General features: G+C 74.1%; 2 protein-coding genes. Both read right to left on the bottom strand.

Annotated features, from left to right (window positions below):
* Positions 1–362: 362 nt before the first annotated feature.
* Complete coding sequence (locus tag ACWEJ6_RS54670) at positions 363–1,307, bottom strand: Vgb family protein (protein WP_452433690.1); 945 nt, start codon at positions 1,305–1,307, stop codon at positions 363–365.
* Positions 1,301–1,828, bottom strand: coding sequence for an ATP-binding cassette domain-containing protein (locus ACWEJ6_RS54665; RefSeq protein ID WP_452433688.1), 528 nt, complete (start codon positions 1,826–1,828; stop codon positions 1,301–1,303). The genes ACWEJ6_RS54670 and ACWEJ6_RS54665 overlap by 7 nt, the downstream gene beginning before the upstream one ends.
* Positions 1,829–1,937 lie beyond the last annotated feature (109 nt).

The raw sequence follows: 1,937 nt of genomic DNA, 5'->3' as shown, positions 1-1,937 counted from the left end.
TTCTTCTTGGTCGTTGAACCAACTACCGGAGACCTCTTCTTTTAACGATCAACGACACGCCCAACCACGTCGTGATCTTTCGAAACACGGCCTAGGGGATCCGGGGACGTCAGCACCCGCCACGGTCACCGGGGCCATGCCGCCACCCGCACACCCACCGCTACCCGGACCCGCCGCGCCGCCAGGGGGATTCGGGGGGCCGTCAGCACCCGCCACGGTCACCGGGGCCACGCCGCCGCGGCTCACCGGCCGGGTGCAACCGTCACCGGTCGGGTGGGGCCGTCACCGGTCGGGTGGGGCCGTCACCGGTCGGGTGGGGCCGTCACCGGTCGGGTGGGGCCGTCACCGGTCGGGTGGGGGCGTCACCAGTTGGGTGTGTCGTCACTGGTCGGGGGTGGGTGAGGGGGGGGCAGGATGCGGGCCAGGGCGCCGGCTTCCAGGGCTACCCAGATCGCTCCGTCGGCACCGACCGCCAGCCCGTGCGGCTCGCTGCTGCCGGCGGCGCCCGGCTCGCCCTGCCCGGCGGTCGCGGACGGCGGCACCGGCACCGAGGGCAGCGGGTGCACCTCGATCGCGCCGTCGACCGTGATGCGGCCGAGACGCCCGGCGGCCCACTCGGTGAACCAGAGCGCGCCGTCGGGACCGGCCACGATGGCGTGCGGACGGCAGGCCCGATCGGGCAGCGGGAACTCGGTGATCTTCCCGGCCGGATCGATCCGGCCGACCTGCCCCGCGCCGATCTCCACGAACCACACGGCCCCGTCGGGCCCGAGCGTGATGCCCACGGGGGCGGCGCCCTCGGTGGGCAGCGGATGCACGGTGACCTCCCCGGACAGCGAGATCCGGCCGACGGCGTGGCCCTGGTTGATCGAGAACCAGAGCGCGTCGTCGCCGCCCACCGTGATGAAGGCGGGCATACCGCCCTCCACCGGCACGTCGAAGTCGGAGCGCTCGCCGTCGGCGCCGATGCGCCCGATGCGCCCGCTGCTCATCTGGGTGAACCACATCGCCCCGTCGGGCCCGGCGACGATCCCGTACGGCGAGTCGGCCGGGTACGCGGTGACCTGGCCGTCGCGGGTGATGCGGCAGACCCGGCCGCCCTTGCCCTCGGTGAACCACATCGCGCCGTCGTGGCCGGGCACGATCACGCCGGGCTGCCCGTCGGCCGGGTCGAGCTGATGGATCACCGGCTCGTGCCCCGGCACCAGCCTGCCGACACAGCCCTGATGAACGAGCGTGAACCAGAGCGCGCCGTCGGCGGCGGTGGCCACGCCGTAGGGCGAGCCCGCGGAAATCATGGTCAACATACGTGTCCCCCTGTCAGTCGGATCTCGGTGCCCGTGAAACGGCGCCTCAGCGCCCGGTCGTGCGTGACCATGACCACCGCCCCCTGGTAGGCGGCGAGCGCGTGGTCGAGCTCGTCGGCCAGGACGGGCGACAGATGGTTGGTCGGCTCGTCGAGCAGCAGCAAGTCGTGCTCCCTGATGAGCAGCCTGGCCAGCGACAGCCGGCGCCGCTGGCCGACCGAGAGCTCGCCCACCCGCCGGTCGAGCGCGTGCGCGGGGAAGAGGCCGGTGTCCAGCAGGGCCGCGCGCCGCTCGTCGGCGTAGCCGTCGTGCCCGAACGCGGCGAGCACGGCCAGGCCGGGGTCGAGGTCGTCGTCCTGGGGGAGGTGGCCGGCCCGGCACCCGGCGCGCTCGGCCAGGACCCGCAGCAACGTGGACTTGCCCGCCCCGTTGGGCCCGCTCACCAGCACCCGCTCGCCCGGCCGGACGGTCAGCGACCTGACGTGGAGCCGGTCGCCGACGTGCACGTCACGCAGCTCCACCAGGGGCGCGGCCGCGGCCGGACCGTCGCCAGACGAAGGTCCAGTCGACGCGGGTCGCGCCCGTGGGCGCGGTGAACGTGCCGGCCGCCTCGGTCCAGGCCGTCTTCTG

Source organism: Nonomuraea sp. NPDC004702 (assembly GCF_053601695.1).
Note: the sequence above shows the minus strand (reverse complement) of the source record. Positions and strands in the feature narration are given on the sequence as shown.

Excerpts from the sequence above, each read along its gene's own strand:
- ACWEJ6_RS54670 (WP_452433690.1), bottom strand. The coding sequence starts at position 1,307 with ATGTTGACCATGATTTCCGCGGGCTCGCCCTACGGCGTGGCCACCGCC.